Source organism: Mesorhizobium sp. NZP2298 (assembly GCF_013170825.1).
In the GTDB taxonomy this organism is placed as follows: domain Bacteria; phylum Pseudomonadota; class Alphaproteobacteria; order Rhizobiales; family Rhizobiaceae; genus Mesorhizobium.
Genome location: NZ_CP033365.1, coordinates 6,383,296 through 6,399,238 on the forward strand (window position 1 = coordinate 6,383,296; position 15,943 = coordinate 6,399,238).

Annotated in this window: 16 protein-coding genes and 1 pseudogene; 14 read left to right on the forward strand and 3 right to left on the reverse strand. The window is 63.7% G+C overall.

Going from position 1 to position 15,943, the window contains the following annotated elements:
- The first annotated feature begins 212 nt into the window (after positions 1-212).
- Positions 213-590 (forward strand): hypothetical protein, encoded by a 378-nt coding sequence (locus EB231_RS30540; RefSeq protein ID WP_172352123.1) that lies wholly within the window; start codon positions 213-215, stop codon positions 588-590.
- On the opposite strand, the gene EB231_RS30545 is transcribed toward EB231_RS30540, so the two are convergent.
- The gene (locus EB231_RS30545) at positions 587-1,561 is read right to left on the reverse strand and encodes a sugar-binding transcriptional regulator (protein WP_172352124.1); all 975 of its coding nucleotides are present in this window, start codon (positions 1,559-1,561) and stop codon (positions 587-589) included. The two genes, EB231_RS30540 and EB231_RS30545, sit on opposite strands and share 4 nt — an antisense overlap.
- Positions 1,562-1,714: 153 nt before the next feature.
- On the opposite strand from EB231_RS30545, the gene EB231_RS30550 reads away from it, so the two are divergent.
- The 8 genes and pseudogenes from EB231_RS30550 to EB231_RS35300 form a co-directional block, all read left to right on the forward strand.
- Positions 1,715-3,100, forward strand: coding sequence for an ABC transporter substrate-binding protein (locus tag EB231_RS30550; protein ID WP_172352125.1), 1,386 nt, complete (start codon positions 1,715-1,717; stop codon positions 3,098-3,100).
- Between the two features lie 162 nt (positions 3,101-3,262).
- Complete coding sequence (locus EB231_RS30555; RefSeq protein WP_172352126.1) at positions 3,263-4,168, forward strand: carbohydrate ABC transporter permease; 906 nt, start codon at positions 3,263-3,265, stop codon at positions 4,166-4,168.
- Position 4,169: 1 nt separating this feature from the next.
- Positions 4,170-5,024: a carbohydrate ABC transporter permease gene (locus EB231_RS30560; protein ID WP_172352127.1), complete on the forward strand. Its 855-nt coding sequence runs from the start codon at positions 4,170-4,172 to the stop codon at positions 5,022-5,024.
- Positions 5,021-5,965: a carbohydrate kinase family protein gene (locus EB231_RS30565; protein WP_172352128.1), complete on the forward strand. Its 945-nt coding sequence runs from the start codon at positions 5,021-5,023 to the stop codon at positions 5,963-5,965. Before EB231_RS30560 ends, EB231_RS30565 begins: the two co-directional genes overlap by 4 nt.
- A complete protein-coding gene (locus EB231_RS30570; RefSeq protein WP_172352129.1) occupies positions 5,962-6,744 on the forward strand; it encodes an amidohydrolase family protein in 783 nt (260 codons plus the stop codon). Before EB231_RS30565 ends, EB231_RS30570 begins: the two co-directional genes overlap by 4 nt.
- Before the next feature lie 77 nt (positions 6,745-6,821).
- A complete protein-coding gene (locus EB231_RS30575) occupies positions 6,822-7,661 on the forward strand; it encodes a BtpA/SgcQ family protein (protein WP_172352130.1) in 840 nt (279 codons plus the stop codon).
- A gap of 34 nt (positions 7,662-7,695) precedes the next feature.
- Positions 7,696-8,766, forward strand: coding sequence for an ABC transporter ATP-binding protein (locus EB231_RS30580; protein ID WP_172352131.1), 1,071 nt, complete (start codon positions 7,696-7,698; stop codon positions 8,764-8,766).
- A gap of 185 nt (positions 8,767-8,951) precedes the next feature.
- A pseudogene (locus EB231_RS35300) lies at positions 8,952-9,038 on the forward strand (Atu4866 domain-containing protein); the annotation flags it as partial.
- 37 nt (positions 9,039-9,075) lie between these two features.
- Here the strand turns inward: EB231_RS35300 and EB231_RS30590 are convergent.
- Positions 9,076-9,513, reverse strand: coding sequence for an Lrp/AsnC family transcriptional regulator (locus EB231_RS30590; RefSeq protein ID WP_172352132.1), 438 nt, complete (start codon positions 9,511-9,513; stop codon positions 9,076-9,078).
- 148 nt (positions 9,514-9,661) lie between these two features.
- Here EB231_RS30590 and EB231_RS30595 point away from each other — a divergent pair, with 148 nt between their 5' ends.
- The 4 genes from EB231_RS30595 to EB231_RS30610 all read left to right on the forward strand — a co-directional run bounded on the left by EB231_RS30595 (position 9,662) and on the right by EB231_RS30610 (position 13,295).
- Positions 9,662-9,970, forward strand: coding sequence for a DUF1330 domain-containing protein (locus EB231_RS30595; RefSeq protein ID WP_206681870.1), 309 nt, complete (start codon positions 9,662-9,664; stop codon positions 9,968-9,970).
- A 14-nt stretch (positions 9,971-9,984) separates the two neighbouring features.
- Positions 9,985-11,238 carry an aminotransferase-like domain-containing protein gene (locus EB231_RS30600; protein WP_206681871.1) on the forward strand — a complete coding sequence of 418 codons (1,254 nt, stop codon included), beginning with the start codon at positions 9,985-9,987 and terminating at the stop codon, positions 11,236-11,238.
- Between the two features lie 68 nt (positions 11,239-11,306).
- Complete coding sequence (locus EB231_RS30605; protein ID WP_172352134.1) at positions 11,307-12,218, forward strand: helix-turn-helix domain-containing protein; 912 nt, start codon at positions 11,307-11,309, stop codon at positions 12,216-12,218.
- Positions 12,219-12,353: 135 nt separating this feature from the next.
- Positions 12,354-13,295 (forward strand): amidohydrolase family protein, encoded by a 942-nt coding sequence (locus EB231_RS30610; protein ID WP_246740778.1) that lies wholly within the window; start codon positions 12,354-12,356, stop codon positions 13,293-13,295.
- Positions 13,296-13,321: 26 nt separating this feature from the next.
- Here the strand turns inward: EB231_RS30610 and argE are convergent, their stop codons facing one another.
- Complete coding sequence (gene argE / locus EB231_RS30615) at positions 13,322-14,485, reverse strand: acetylornithine deacetylase (protein WP_172352135.1); 1,164 nt, start codon at positions 14,483-14,485, stop codon at positions 13,322-13,324.
- 119 nt (positions 14,486-14,604) lie between these two features.
- Between argE and EB231_RS30620 the strand changes: the two genes are divergently transcribed.
- Positions 14,605-15,852: an ABC transporter substrate-binding protein gene (locus tag EB231_RS30620; protein WP_172352136.1), complete on the forward strand. Its 1,248-nt coding sequence runs from the start codon at positions 14,605-14,607 to the stop codon at positions 15,850-15,852.
- The last annotated feature ends 91 nt before the right edge of the window (positions 15,853-15,943 follow it).

The following is a 15,943-nucleotide window of genomic DNA, read 5'->3' on the forward strand; positions in this document are numbered from 1 at the left end:
GTCAACTTTTCCGGATGAATCGACAGCCGGTCGCGCACGTCCGGTCCGCTTCTCCGGCCCGCGGCGAGGGGCACTCGCTTCAGAAAACGCGTAACCCACCCAGGATAACGCCACCGTGAAGACAGCACCGACGAAAGCCGCGCTCTTCGGTCTGGGTCTATGGGTCTGCTTCAGCTTTCTTTCGGCGCAAAGCGGCGTCTGAATGGAAAAATATGTACTCGGTCGCCAAGCAGGCGCTCATCCTTGACCAGCGATTTTGGCAACTGACTATCCGGGCGGAGCGCCGCGCCTCCGGTGCCCTGAGCTCCGATGGGATAGAAAGGCGGCTCACCCTGGCCGCGGCCTTGACCTACCACACCCGGCACTTGATCAAGGCCGCCGAAGTGCAAAAGCCCGACACCACGCTACTCTCGGCGGCGGTAGGTGCCAACCTGGGCACGCTCGCCAGGGACCACGTCTCCGCCCTGGTCCAGATTCTTAAGGCGAACCGCCAGGTCAAGGCGTGGGGTCGCCTTGGCGTCATGCAAATGCAGGTGGGCCGCCACGAAGACTGGGGCAGTCATCGGGCCGCGATGAAGAAACAGACCTAGCCGCGGCCGATCAGCGGAAGAAGGCCGGCCGCAAGATCGCCATCGACGATCAGCCGGTTGATCGTGCCCGAGCGCAGCAGGGCGACAAGCGCCTTCGCCTTGGACAGGCCGGCCGCCAGCAGGACAACGTCGCGGCTGCGAATATCCTCATAGGACACGCTCGGCGTGCGGCGGTTCAATGTATTGTCCAGCAAGGCGCCGTCCTTGTCGAAGAACTTGCCCAGCATGTCGGCGACGGCACCGGCATTGATGACCTGGTCGATCTCATCGTCGTGCAGCAGGTCGTGATGGTAGATGAAGGACTGTTTCGAGCAGTCGCCAAAGGAGGCGATGTAGAAATCGGCCGAGCGAGCAAGCTTCAGGGCCTGCTGGACGAGCTTCTGGCTCATGATCACCTGATAGTCGGCCTCGCTGTCGGCGATGAACGGGGCCGGCAGGATATAGGCCTCGCCTTCGCATAGCTGTGCCAGGGAATGGACGCAATCGAACGGGTTGGTCCTGGCATTGCGGCTGAGCGAGCCCATCAGCGAGACGATCTTCAGGTCAGCCTTGGAGAGCTTTGGAAGTTCGTCGACCATCGCGGCGATCGTGCGCCCCCACGCCAGGCCGATCGTCACCGGCTCCGCCGCGCTCAGCCGCCTCTCCAGGAACGACGCCGCCGCGATGCCGACCGCGCGTCGTGCATTGTTCTCGTCCTCGTCCGCATTGCCGCCGGGCACCGCGATCGCCGGCGTGACGATGCATTCCCTGAGATCGAACGCCGCCTGGATCTGACCGGCAACATCGAGCGATTGCGCCGTCTCGTGCTGGATGGCGATCTTGACCAGCCCTTTTTCACGAGCCCGCGCCAGCATGCGGTTTATCTTGAAGCGTGACAGGCCCAGCTGGTTGGCGATCTCCTCCTGATTCTTGTTGCCCACGTAATAGAGCCAGGCGAGCTGCACCAGCAGGTCTTCTTCATTATGCGTCATGCGTAAACTTTCGTGCAGAGCGTGCACATTTGTGGTTGACCGGCCGTTTCAGCTCATCTAGCTTCATTTGTGCAGCCATTGCAACAAAGTGCAAGCGCCGCCAACAAAAATTCAAAGTGTCCGCTCTCACGCCTTGAACAAGGGGAATTGCCAATGTTTTCGTCCTTATTCCGGCGCGGCCTGAGCCGCAGCCGCGCGACTGTTGCTGCCGCGCTCGTCGCGACCTCGGCCCTGTCGCTTGCATCCGCTCCGGCCTACGCCGAGATGAACTGGAAGGCCGCCGACGGCCAGACCATTAACCTGATGCTGATCTCGCACCCGTTCGTCGAAAGCCTGAAGCCGCTGCTGCCGGAATTCACCGCCAAGACCGGCATCAAGGTGACCTATGAGGAACTGGCCGAGCAGTCCGGTTTTGAAAAGCTGCTTGCCGACCTGTCATCCAAGACCGGCACCTACGACGTCTTCATGACCTCGCCGCTCAACAACTGGCAGTATGCCGCCGCCGGCTGGCTGGAGCCGCTCGACGGCCTGATCGCCAATACCGACAAGACCGCCGCTGACTACGACGTCAATGATTTCATTCCCTCCATCCTGTCAGCCGGCCGCTGGGACCTTACCCCGCTCAAGGGCATCGGCGAGGGTTCGCTGTGGACGCTGCCGATCAATTTCGAATCCTACCAGTTGGCCTATCGCCCGAGCCTTCTGAAGAAGCTCGGCCTCCAGGTGCCCAAGACCTATGCCGACCTGCTGGCCATGTCCGACAAGCTGGCCATCGATGGCCCCAACGGCAAGATGCACGGCATCATCACCCGTTTCGATCGCTACTGGGACCTGCCCTACCTGACCTTCGGCACGATGCTGCAATCCTATGGCGTCGAGATGCTGGACAAGGACGGCAAGCTGCAGATCTGCTCAGACAAGAGCATCGCGGCCACGCAGGATTTCGTCACCCTGATCAAGAAGGCCTCTCCCGAGGGCGCCGGCGCCTTCACCTGGTACGAGGCCATGCAGGGCTTCGCGTCGGGCCAGTATGTGTTCTCGCTCAACGAGGCGAACCTGTTCGCACCGACCTATGAGGACCCCAAGCAATCCGCCATTGCCGGCGATGTCGGCTATGCGCCAACGCCGCTCGGCCCCGATGGCAAGCGCGCCGCCGCCGCATGGATCTGGTCGCTGTCGATGAATTCCGCCTCCACCCACAAGGACGCCGCCTGGCTGTTCATGCAGTGGGTGACGTCCAAGGAGACGATGATCAAGACGCATCTGGCCGGCAACATGAACCCGGTGCGCAAATCGGCCTGGGATGCGCCCGAAGTGGCGAAGCTGATGGAGAGCTGGGGTGAGACGCCCGGCCAGTACATCCAAGCCGCCAAGACCGAAGCCGAGGTCGCGACCATCCGCTTCCCGCCGCATCCCGAGCTGACCCGCATGCTCGACCGCTGGGCCGAGGCGATCCAGAAATCCTATTTCGGCCAGGGCGACGTGAAGACCAATCTGTGCAACGCGCAGGCCGACATCCAGAAAATGCTCGACGAATAGTCGTCCAGCCCTGCTCCCGGGCTTGACCCGGGAGCACCCGGTGGGTCTCAACAAGATCCCCCCGCGCAAGCTCGCTCGCGCGCCGCATCGTTCTTCCCACACGGCGGCCCTTCGACGAAAATCGCCACGGGCAATGTGACACCAGCAACCAGAGCAGTTCCCATGGCCCGCATCACAGCCCAAGCCGACAAGACATGGATGAGCAAGGCCGCATTCTACGCCATGCTGGCGCCGGCGCTCATCCTGCTCATGTCGACGACATATCCGTTCCTGAGCGGCATCTACACCAGCCTCACCAACCAGAAGCTCTACATCCCGGCCTCGAAATTCGTCGGCCTCAACAACTACATCAACCTGTTCGAGACGCCGCTGTTCTGGAATGGCCTTGCAAATACGCTGACCTATGCCGGCGCGGCACTGGCGATCCAGCTGCCGCTCGGGCTCGCTTTCGCCATCCTGCTGGACGTTCCCGGCCGGCTGCAATCCTTCTTCCGTTCCGCCGTCGTGCTCCCGCTGCTGGTGCCGCCGGTGGTCGCCGGCCTCATCTGGAAGACCATGATGCATCCCCAGAGCGGCGTGCTGAACTGGCTGCTGGCGCAGGTCGGCATCGAGCCGCTGTCCTGGCTCACCAGCCCGTCGACGGCGATGATGTCGATCATCCTGATCGACACCTGGCTGTTCACTCCGCTGGCCACCATAATCCTGCTCGCCGGCCTACAGTCCGTGTCGGGCGAGGTCGTGGAGGCCGCACGCATCGACGGCGCCGATGCCTGGCAGGTCATCCGCTATGTGAAACTGCCGCTGCTGGCTCCCTATCTGCTGCTGGTCGCGCTGTTTCGCGTTTCCGATTCCCTGAAGTCGCTGGAGATCATCTACTCCACCACCAAGGGCGGACCGCTCGACGCCACCCGAACCCTGCATGTCATGGCCTATGAGGAGGCCTATCGCTGGTCGAGCCTCGGCCGCGCCATGACCATCGTCTTCGTGCTCTGGCTGGTCTGCTACACGATCAGCGGCGCGCTGCTGGCTTTCTGGCAGAAGCAGGAGGCGAAGAACCGTGGCCTCTAGCATGCTCCTTCGCACCCTCGCGCAAAAACTCGCGCTCGCGCTTTGCTACCTCGCCTTCGCCGGCTTCGTGCTGTTCCCACTCGTCTGGATCTTCATGATGTCGATCAAGAACTTCGGCGACATCATCGCCTATCCGCCGCGTTTCCTGTTCACGCCCACGCTCGAAAACTATGTCGAGGTGCTGTTCGGCAACGAGGCGCAGCGCGCAGGCGGCCAGGTCCCCGACCTCCTCAAGTTCCTTATGAACTCTGTCATCATCTCGGGCGGTGCAGTGCTGATCTCGGCGCTGCTCGGCATCCCCGCCGCCTATGCACTGGCGCGGCGCCGGGACAAGACGTCGGACAAGCTGCGTTTCACCTTCCTGTCGTTCCGCTTCGCGCCCGAACTTGCCGTCATCCTGCCGCTCTACGTCATCTACACGCGCATCGGCCTATACGACAGCTATGTCGGCATGATTCTCGTGCACCAGCTGATCACCCTGCCGCTGATGATACTGATCCTGGCGAGCTTCTTTCGCGACATGCCGATCGAGATCGAGGAGGCCGCGCGCATCGACGGCGCCCGCATCTGGACCATGCTCACCAGGATCGTCGTGCCGATCGCGAGGCCGGGCATCGCCAGCGCCATGATGATCGCCTTCATCTTCAGCTGGAACAACATGATCTTCGGCCTCGTGCTCGCCGGCGGCAGCACGCGCCCGGTGACCATGGGCATTCTGCAGGCCATGACCTTCGACCAGATCAAGTGGGGCATGATGGCGGCCTCGGCGATGGTTTCGGCGCTGCCCGGCATGATCGCCGCCGTGCTGTTCCAGAAACAGATTACCCGCGGACTGACCATGGGAGCGGTGAAATGAAGGAACTGGAACTCTTCTCCATCGGGTCGTGGACGATCTTCGATCATCTGCTGCGCATGAAGCGGCTGCCGCGCGACGGAGAGACCGTGCCGCTCGACATGCCCATGGAAGAAGTCGAGACCATCCATTTCGGCGATTGCAGCGCCAACATCGCGGCGGTTGCCGGCGCGCTCGGCATGAAGGTCGGGCTCGGCATGGTCGTCGGCGACGATTTCCGCAGCTCGGGCTACGCTGACCACATGACCCGCAACGGCGTCGACCTCGCCGGCGTCGAGGTGATCGAGGGCGCCCGTTCCGGGCACAGCTTCAATTTCTTCGATGCCGCCAATGGCGGTTTCTGCGTCTCCCATCTCGGCGTCGCCGAGAAGCAGGATGATTGGCGCACGCCCTATGGCGAGATCGACCGTTCCGGCGCGGTCGTCATCAGCGAGATGTTCGGCGCCTATACGCTGAATGCCATCGAGCACGCCCGCAAGACCGGCGCGCTGACCGCCATCAACGGTATGGTCGCCACCGCGGGCGATCTTGCGCCACGCTTCCTGGAAGCCTGCGAGGTCCTGTTCCTCAGCCGTGGCGAGGCCGACGCGCTGATGCAGGCGCTTGGCGTCGCGTCGGCGGCCGACATACTGGCGCATGGTCCGCGTCTGGTGATCGTGACGCGCGGCGGAGAAGGCAGCGCCTGGTACACCGCCGATGGCCGACAGGACATGCCCTCGGTCGCGCCCGATGCCTTCGTCGATTCCACCGGTGCGGGCGACTCCTTCGTCGCCGGCACGCTGAAGGGCCTGATCGGCGGCCATTCGCACGAGACGGCGGCGCGCATCGGCGCCACCGTCGCCAGTTTCATCATCGAGAAATGGGGATGCCAGTCGAACCTGCCCTCGCCGCAACGCGTGGCGCAGCGCTTCGAGGCAAACTTTGGAAGGAAGCTATCGCTGTGAGAGTAATCGACGCCCATATGCACTACGGCACCGACAAGAACGTCGCCGCCAACACCTGCGTCCCCTATCTGGTCAGGGGCGAACCCGACAGCGTCATCCGCCTGCTCGACGAGCAGGGCGCGTCGCATGGCGTACTCTTCCCGCACGACCGCCGGCAGACGCCGCCTTGGGATGCCGACTACAACGAGGCCAATGGCGATATCGGCCTCGCCGCGCTGAAATATCCCGACCGCATCGTCGGCGTTGCCCGCATCGACCCGACCTTCGGCGCCAAGCACACCCAGGAGCTCATTGACCGCTATGTCGGCGAATGGAACTGCCGCGGCTTGAAGCTGGTCGCCGGCTATGATTTCTACCGGCCCAACGACATGAAGGTCATGGGTCCGCTGCTGGACAAGGCTGAGGAGCACAACCTCACCGTCCTCATGCATTCGGGCGATGCGCCGCGCGACCTGCCCTATCTCCAGGCGCAGGCGGCCAAGGCCTATCCGAACGTCACCTTCGTGCTCGCTCATATCGGCATGCACGCCTTCCTATGGGAGGCGATCCTCGCCTGCCAGGAATACCCCAACATCAATGTCGATATGTCGCAGGCCTATCCGTTCGACATCATGACCTTCCTGAAAAACGTCTCGGTCGATCGCCTGCAATATGGCTCTGACGTGCCCTACCAGTCGCCGCGCGTCGAGCAGGAGAAGCTGCGCGTCATCGGCCTGAGCGAGGAGGACCTCGAAAAGGTCTTCTGGAAGAACGCGGCGCGCATCTGGCGCATCGATTGAAGACAAAAGAACACGAAGGCGCATCGGCTGACTTGTCGTCGTCGGCGCGCCCAACCGGAAGCCAAGGAGAGAAGAAGATGTCGAATCTCGACACGAAAAACACGCCGGTACTGCAGCGCCTGTTCGGCACCAGCAAGCCCATCATCGGCATGGTGCATGTGCTGCCACTACCCGGCTCGCCCTACTACCGGAACGGGTCGCTGCAGGCCGTCTATGACCAGGCGGTCGAGGAAGCGCTGGTCCTCGAGGAAGGCGGCGTCGACGCGATCCTGCTCGAGAATGCCGGCGACATCCCTTTCCGCAAGCCTGACGACATCGGCTTCGAGACGATCGGCGCCATGTCGGTCATCGGCGATCGCATCCGCCGCGCCACGAAGCTTCCGCTCGGCTTCAACATCGTCGCCAACGCCGCCAAGGCCTCGCTTGCCTGCGCCAAGAGCTCGAACGCGCAGTTCGTACGCGTCAACCAGTGGGCCAATGCCTATGTGGCCAATGAGGGCATCATCGAGGGTGCCTCGGCCCACGCCATGCGCTACCGGCGCGAACTCGACGCGGAGGATATCGTCGTGTTGGCCGACGTGCACGTGAAGCATGGCAGCCACGCCATCGTCGGCGACCGCGACATCGAGGACCAGGCTCGCGACGTCGAGTTCTTCGGCGCCGACATCCTGATCGCAACCGGCACCCGCACCGGCCATCCGACGGCGCCCGCCGAAGTCAAGCAGATCCGCGCCGGCGCCGTCGGGCCGATCCTGGTCGGCAGCGGCTTCAGCAGCGACAACGCCGCCGAGCTTCTGTCTGTCGCCGACGGCGCCATCGTCGGCAGCTACGTCAAGGGCAACGGCAAGATGCACGGCGACAGGGTCGTGCTGGCCAAGGTCCAGGCGCTGATGGACGCGGTACGCAAGGTCCGCTGACATCCACACCGGTCCGGAAGAGAGGGGCTGATCCATGGCATCCATCGAACTGCGCGGCGTCGAGAAATCATTCGGCGCTGCCGCCATCATCCGCGGCATCAACCTCAGCATAGGGGATGGCGAGTTCGTGGCACTCGTCGGTCCCTCCGGCTGCGGAAAGTCTACGCTGCTGCGCATCATCTCCGGGCTGGAGAGCGCCTCGCGCGGCGACATCCTGCTTGACGGGCGCAAGGTCAACGACGACAGCCCGCGCGACCGCAACGTGGCGATGGTCTTCCAGAGCTATGCGCTCTACCCGCACATGACGGTGGCCGAGAACATGGCCTTCAACCTGAAGCTTTCCGGCAAGGGCAAGGCGGAGATCGCCACCCGCGTCGAGGAGGCCGCGCGCATGCTCGACCTCGCCGACCTCCTGCACCGCAAGCCCGGCCAACTGTCCGGCGGCCAGCGCCAGCGCGTCGCCATGGGCCGCGCCATCGTGCGCAACCCCTCGGTGTTCCTGTTCGACGAGCCGCTGTCCAATCTCGACGCCAAACTGCGCGTGCAGATGCGCGGTGAAATCAAGCTCCTGCATCATCGCGTCCGAACGACCGCCGTGTATGTCACGCACGACCAGATCGAGGCGATGACGCTCGCGGACCGCATCGTCGTCCTCAACGGCGGCAACATCGAACAGGTCGGCTCGCCGCTCGAACTTTACAACAGGCCGGCCAACCTGTTCGTCGCCGGCTTCATCGGCTCGCCGGCAATGAACGTGGTCAAGGCCGAGCTTCGCCAAACGGCGGCGGGCATCAAGGCCGTGCTTGGCGATGGCTCGGAGATCGCCCTACCGGTCCGCGCCTACGCTTCGTCGACGAACCGCATCGTGCTGGGCATTCGGCCCGAAAGTGTGATCGTGGACCGTCAGGCCGGCGATCTTACCGGCACGCTGAAAGTGGCGGAGCCGACAGGGCCGCAGACGCATCTGGTGGTCGACGCGGCGGGAACCGACATCCTCGCCATCGTCAAGGCCGATTTCGCTTCGCGCGATGGCGACCGTCTGTGGCTGTCGTTTCCGACCGAAGCCCTTCACGTCTTCGACGCGGAAAGCGGAAAAGTCATCTGAAGCACGCGGGGTCGGGCCTCAAGCGCCGACGTATCGGCTCCATGGGTGGTCGTCGGGCCATCCCTCGCCGATTTTCCGAGAGTTCGCGCGGAATGAGTTCGAGGATCGGGAGATTCCGGATCTGACCGGCTATTCCAGCGTGGCGACCAACAATCGAGCCAAGGATTCCCTATGCCGGCCTGTGAATTACCGCGGACGGCCACATTCGCCATAATCTGCTTCCCAACGGTCGCTATGACGAAGCGCGCGGCCGTCGAGAGGGTGCATACCGGCTGCAGTCGGATACAGCTTCACCCAGCCGGCCTCCGACTAGTCCAGGTTCAGCACTACCATCGTGGAGGTCTCGGCTACCGACGGGATCGACTGCAGGACATTGCTGATGAAGTTGCGGAGCGCGGCTATGTCCTTGACCCAGACACGCAGCAGGTAGTCGATGTTCCCCGTCACCAGCAGGCATTCGGTGATCTCCGGCCGTTTGGCGACCTCGCGCAGGAATTCACCGGCCCCTTCAGGGCCTTGCTTGCCCAGACGCACCGAGACGATGACGCAGATCGCCAAACCCATAGCGGACGGGTTGATCCGCGCAGCGTAGCCCTGGATCACACCGCTATCCTCCAGGCGTTTCACGCGGCGCGCGCAGGGCGTCGGAGACAGGCCGACCCGCGCGGCCAGATCGACCGTCGAGACGCGCGCGTCGGCCCGCAGTTCGCGCAGGATCTTATGGTCGATGGCATCCAGAATCGTCATGGCTGATTTCACCACATCTTACGCAGATCATAGAGAGAAACTGCAAGGAATCTCAAGATGGCGATGTCATTTGGTGTAAAACGCTCTTCAGCCCGTCCTAAGCTCGACATCATCGCAACGCGGGGAGGACGAAGGATTGGCGGCTTACATGATCTGCACGATGCGCGTGCATGATGCCGAAACCTACAAGAGATACACGGCGGTGACGCCCGGCACGCTGGCACGCTACGGCGGCAGGTTCCTGACGCGCGGCGAGCCGGTCACGACCTCGGAAGGCGAACCCTTCACGCAGCGCATGGTCATACTCGAATTCCCCGATCGGGCGTCGGCCGAGGCCTGGTACAACGATCCGGAGTACCAGAGCGCGTCGGAGTTTCGCCGGGCGTCGGCTTCCGACGGACGGATGATCCTGCAGGAAGGTCGGCCGCACAGCGCAGCGCCCGATCCATTGGTCTGAGAGGAATCGACGTGGTGGCAAGCGATCTCGCCCCGGCGATGGACGACCGTGCAAAGGTGCCGGGCGGCAGACGGCCGCCATTCGCGGCGTGGCTGTCGACGACCAACGACGTCACCAAGACCTTCCTGTCGGTGGCCGAAAGGGCCGACGTGATCAACCTCGCGGGCGGCTTGCCCGAGCCGACGACCTATCCGGCCGAGGAACTGGCCGGCATCGCTGCCGAGGCGCTTCGCAAGCATGGCCCGGAAGTGCTGAGCTACAGCCAGATCGACGGTTTGCCGGCATTGCGCGACCGTCTGGCCGAACGCTTCAGCGACGAATACGTGCGGCTGACACGCGAAAACGTCATCGTCACCACCGCCGGCATGCAGGCGCTCGACCTGATCGGCAAGGTGCTGCTCGAACAAGGAAGCGTCATCGCCGCGCATGCTCCAACCTATCTTGGCGCGATCGATGCATGGCGGCCGCGCGCGCCGCGCTATCGCCCATTCACACCGGGCAGCAATACGCTGGACTATCCGACGGCATTCGAGGGCGCCAGCTTCGTCTACACGGTGCCCAACTTCTCCAATCCGAGCGGCAAGCTAGTGACGCACGGCCAGCGTGTCGCGATGGTGGAAGCGGCGCACCAGACCGGCGTCTGGCTGGTGGAGGACGACCCCTATGGCGGTCTGTATTATGACGGCGCGCCGCTGCCGCGCCTGCTGTCGCTTTCAGGCAAGCTGATGGGCGAGGCCGATGCGGAACCCTATAGGGGACCCGTCGTCTACACGGGCACGCTTTCCAAGGAAGTCGCGCCGGGCTTGCGTGTCGGCTGGGTAGTCGCCGCGCCCGAGATGATCCGGGCACTGACCGTCGCCAAACAGGGCTCGGATATGTGCACCAGCGGGCTCAGCCAGCGGCTCGTGCTGGATGCCATGAACGCCGGATTGCCCGAGCGGATTCAGCCGCAAATCCTGGCGCTCTACCGCGCGCGCCGCGACGCCTTGTGCGAGGCGATGGAAGAACATCTGGGCTCGCTCTTCGCCTGGGAAAAGCCGCAAGGCGGCATGTTCGTCTGGGCGACGGCGCGCAATCCATCGCTCGACACAGACGAGCTGATGCGGTTGGGGCTGGAGGAAGGCGTCTGCGTCACGCCCAGCAGCGTGTTCGACGTGACCGGCGAGGACCGTCGCGCCATTCGCATCAACTTCACGCTCAACGCGCCCGAGCGGCTGCACGAAGGGGTGCGGCGGCTGGCTGCTGCGGTCCGCAGGCTTGGTCAATGACCGGAAGGGCCGCTTGATCGCTTGAAGGATGCCTTGTCGAACCCCCCTGCGCTGCGCGGAAGCTGGACTTGAGAACCGAGATAACGCACGTCGATCCCGCTTATCGGACTTATGCCGACTTCTACATGCGGTCGGCTTACGGGGCGTTTCCGCAGCAGCACAGGCACATTCAAGGCAGCATGCGCTCCAGCCTGATCCTGGTCGAGCAGAGTCGGCATGAGTTCGTAGATCCGGCCGTCGACGAATTGGTCGTCTCGACGCCGCTTGATGCTGCCTGCAGCTATGACTGGAATATGGGGTCGGGCTGGACGTCCGGGCAGTCACGCACCGGCGATCTGATCATCGTCCCGCCGGGTACCGACAGCCGCTGGCGTGCGGGCGGCGACCGCCGGCTGATCATCCTGGCAATCCCGACGGCGCTGGTGAGCCAGTTGTTGGGGCCGGATTGTCCGGCGGACCTGGCCGCAACCTTCGCACCGCTTGGCGGCTCCTCGGGCAACGACGCATTCGTCAACGCTGTTCTGCGGCGGCTGTGGGAGAATAGCGGCGAGGACGAACCGATCAACCGCTCGCTTGCCGATCGACTGGTGGAGGCGCTCGTTTGCCACCTCGTAATGCGTGCCGGCACGGTCACGCCGAAGCTCGCGCCCGGCCCGTTTTCGCTGCGGGAGTGGCGCAAGCTCGAGGACTATGTCGACGCGCATCTGCATCGCGACATCCTGCTTCTGGACCTGGCGGACATCGTCGGCTGGAGCGTGCGGCACTTCTCGCGCATGTTCCGGCAGGCCACGGGCAAGACGCCGCATGACTGGATCGTCGCCAAGCGCGTAGGCCGCTCCAAGGACCTGCTTGGCAAGGAGAAGCTCTCGCTGGCCGAAATCGCGCTCTGTTGCGGTTTTGCCGACCAGAGCCATTTCACGACCTCTTTCCGGAAAGCGACGGGCATGACTCCGCTTCGCTGGCGCCGCGGCCGTGTCTGAGGTCGGGCCCAATCTCGTTCGGCGATGCGGCTAGCCGACCGCGCCGTCATGTCCGGATTTCACAATACCGCATGCGCGAAGGCCATGCACACTTGATCGCGCGGGAAGTGGCCGCCAGGGCGGCCGCGGCGGCCGATGTCGGCGCGCAGCATCCGTATTCTGGAACAGGGGCCAGGCAACATGTATTCGGGACCGATCATCGATCCGCATCACCACCTATGGGATCTTTCCATGGGCAAGCATGCATGGCTGGTGCCGTCCGACCCGACGGTACAAGCCATCGCCGGCCTGGAAAAGATCGCCCACGACTATTTCCCGGATGACTACGCCAGGGATGCGGCCGGCCACAACGTCGTTGCCACCGTGCATATCGAGGCGCTTTGGGCCGGCAATCCGGTCGAGGAGACGCGCTGGCTCGAGACGCTCGACAAGTCCAGGGGCGTCGCGCTGCGCTACGTCGCGGGGGCATCTCTCGGTATGGGCGGCGCCGAGCGGGTGATCGCCGAACAGGCGGCCTTCGATCGCGTGACCGGCATTCGCGGGATCCTGAGCTGGCATCCCGATCCCAAGAAGTGCTTCGTCAGCGATCCCGAACTCGGACGCAACGCCGACTGGCGACGCGATGTCGCGCTTTTACCGGCGCATGGGCTGAACCTCGAACTGATGATGTACCCCTACCAGGCGAGCATCGTGCGCGAGATAGCCGACTCGCTGCCGGACCTCCAGATCATTATCAACCACTGCGGTAGCCCGATCGATCGCGACGCCGAGGGCATGCAGCGCTGGCGCGACGGCCTAAAGCTGATCTCCGTCTGCCCCAACATCGCGATCAAGATCTCCAACCCCGGCGCCTACGATCATGACTGGACACCGGAGAGCATCCGCGATGTCGCCATGCACTGCATCGACTGCTTCGGCACCGAACGCAGCATGTTCGGCACGGATTATCCGGTTTCGAAGATCCAGATGAGTTACGACCAGATCTACGACACATTCAAGACCATTGCCTCGGCCTTGCCCGTGGAAGACCAGGCGAAGCTCTTCCACGACAATGCAAAGCGGTTCTACCGACTATGACTGGCCGCGCCGTGCCGCTGCCGGGGTCACGCCCTTCTCGCATCGCCGATCAGGCCATCGATGAAGTCGACGCAGCGATGCATCTGCTCCACGGCGATCCATTCGTCGGCGATGTGCGCCTCGCGGTCGCGTCCCGGTCCGCAGATGATTGTCGGCACTCCGGCGCGCTGGAAGATTCCGGCCTCCGAGCCGTAATTGACGGTGCCGACCTGGTTGGTTCGCGCGAAGCGCTTCGCCAGCGTTTCGGCCAGCGAACCCTCGCTCGGCACCAGCGGCGGAACGTCGTAGGCATATTCCGTCTTGATCGCGGAGTCGGAAAAGCCGGCCTTCATGACGGGCAGGACCGTCTCGTCACAATAGGTGCCGAAACGCTCGACCAGCTTCTCGACCATGCCGGCCTTTGTTGCGCGGATGTCCCATTGGAAGCGCACGTCGCCGGGAATGGCGTTGCGGGCCGTGCCGCCCTGGATCACACCGACGCTGACGGTCGTGTAGGGCAGCTCGAATGGCGATTCGGCCTCGGGCGCGGCAGCCAGTTCCTCGGCATAGCCGCGCAACTCGCCGATCAAGTCGATGGCGTGGAAGATGGCATTGACGCCGAGATCCGGGCGCGAGGAATGGCAGGCCTTGCCGGTGATCGTCGTAAGGAGGCCGGTGCTGCCCTTGTGGCCGCCGATGACCCCCATCTCGGTCGGCTCGCCGACAAAGACCGCGAGTTGTTTGGGCAGAGACCTGGTCATGTGGTCGATGAGGCCGTAGGCACCGAGGCAGCCGACCTCCTCGTCATAGGACAGCGCCAGGTGGAGGGGCACGGCAAGCGGCGCGGCGAGCATGGTTGGCACGCGCGCCAGCATGCAGGCGACGAAACCTTTCATGTCGGTCGTGCCGCGTCCATAGAGCCTGCCATCCTTCTCCCACATGCGGAACGGATCGCGCGACCACTGCTGGCCCTCGACCGGCACGACGTCGGTGTGGCCGCTCAGCACATAGCCTGGCACGTCGGCCGGGCCGATCGTGGCGAAAAGATTTGCCTTCTGGCCGGTCGCATCCGGCAGCAACGTGCTCGCGACGCCCAGTCCGTCGAGATACGATCGCACGAAGTCGATCAGTTCGAGGTTGGAGCGGCTGCTCACGGTGTCGAAGCCGACCAGGCGGTCCAGCAGCTCGATCTCGGAAAGGGGCGTCGTCATGGCAAGTCCTCGTCTTGGCGAAGCGCCAGTCTAGCCGAGACCGTCAGGCGATCTTTTGCAATCCGGCCAAACGGCCGGAGAAACTCGTTCAACCTAAAACCAAAAAGGGGAACTGACACATGCAGTCGCATGGATTGAAACGCTACCTGGCGGCGGGTGCCGTCAGCTTCACCGCTTTATTCGCGGGCCTGAACGTGGCCGCGGCCGACGTCGTCAAGATCGGGGTGCTCGCGCCGCTGACCGGTCCGTCGGCCGCCGACGGCGCCGACTTCGTGCGCGGCGTGGAGCTGGCGGTGGAAGAGCAGAACGCCAAGGGTGGCGTGGCCGGCCACACGTTCGAGATCGTCTCTGCCGACGTCAAGGACGGCTCGCCCGACAATGTCAGCAGCGCCGCCCAGCGCCTGATCAATACCGACGGCATCGAGGTCGTGCTGACCGGCTATGCCAGCCTGTCGCTGTTCGAGGTCGATCTCTTCGCCGACGCCAACCTGCCGTACCTGTCGTCGGGCCCCTCAGGCCCATTCGCCGGGATCGTCTCGAAGAATCCCTCGAACTACAATTGCTGTTGGTCGCTCTCGCCCTCCTACAAGGGCTACGAGACCGACGTACTGCCGCTGGTCGAAGGTCTGATCGCCGACGGCACGTTCAAGGCTTCCAACAAGAAGATCGCGATGATCTCTTCGGACAATCCCTACTCCAAGGCAATCTCCGAGGGCATGAAGACCTCGTTCGCGGCCGCTGGCTGGACGGTGACCGTCGACGAGATGGTGCCGTTCGGACCTGTCAACGACTGGCGCGCCAGCCTCGCCAAGGTGCGCCAGGATCCACCCGCGCTCGTCGTCAACACCGACTACCAGCCGGCCAACTCCGCGCTCTTCCTGCAACAGTTCCTCGACCAGCCGACGCAGAGCCTGGTGTTCCTGCAATATGCGCCGTCCGTGCCGGAATTCGTCGACCTGACGAAGGAGAAATCGAACGGCGTGCTCTACAACCTGATCGGCGGCGCGATCGACTCGCCGAACTGGCCGCGCGGCCAGGAAGTGAACAAGAAGCTCACCGACAAGTACGGTGTGAAGCCCGGCGTCTATGGCTCGGCGCTCTACGAGGAAGCCACGATCTACTTCAAGGCACTCGAGAAGGTGGGCGACCCGACCAACCATGACGCAATCGGCAAGGCCATCGGCGAGGTGACCTATGACGCGGCCCCCGGCCCAGTTGCGTTCGATCCGGCGACCCATCTCGCCTTGCAGGACGACAACCACATCCCGGTTACCTTCTGGCAGATCTGGGATGGCCAGCGCACGCTGATCTCGCCCAAGAAATATTCCACCGGCAAAATCAAGCTGCCGCCCTGGATCAAGCAGTAATTGAACAGCGGGTGAGCGAGGAGCCCGCTATCGGCCGCGGCTCTGGAAAGGGGCCGCGCCGTCACCGTCGAGCGATAGCGCGTTCTCCGGG